At 45.9% G+C, this 458-nt stretch carries 1 pseudogene; it reads right to left on the bottom strand.

Going from position 1 to position 458, the window contains the following annotated elements:
* Nucleotides 1-398: pseudogene (locus C6366_RS21020) on the bottom strand (hypothetical protein); the annotation flags it as partial.
* Between the last annotated feature and the right edge of the window lie 60 nt (nt 399-458).

Below are 458 nucleotides of genomic sequence, written 5' to 3'. Positions count from 1 at the left end.
CGCTGGTATCTCACGAGTTTGTGAGAATCTGATGCCACAAAAGTCAGGTTGTTGGGCGAAAACTCAAAAAGAATACCATTCATTACCGGGCGCAGTTCATCATCTGCAGTGGCGAAAAGCGTTTTGGTAATGCCGGTAAGTAACAGCGATGTGGGAACCTGCAATTTACTTGCTTTATCCTCATCTATACCGGGAATAACGGGGTAATCCTCGCCAGCCTGAGCTGCAAAATTATACTTACCCTTCTCAGAAATAATGTCAACCACCAGACTGCTCATCGACACATCGATGGTTAAAGGCTGCTCAGGTAGTTTTTTAAGTATCTCCAGCAACATTTTGGAAGGCAGAGCCACTTTTCCGTCTCCATCGTTGCTGTCTGTTTCCATGGAGGTGGTCATCGTTACCTCTAGGTCGGATGCTGTAATGCTTAGAGTTGTCCCTTTCAGGTCGAACAGAAA

This window comes from Desulfonatronum sp. SC1 (assembly GCF_003046795.1).
In the GTDB taxonomy this organism is placed as follows: Bacteria; Desulfobacterota; Desulfovibrionia; order Desulfovibrionales; family Desulfonatronaceae; genus Desulfonatronum.
Note: the sequence above shows the minus strand (reverse complement) of the source record. Positions and strands in the feature narration are given on the sequence as shown.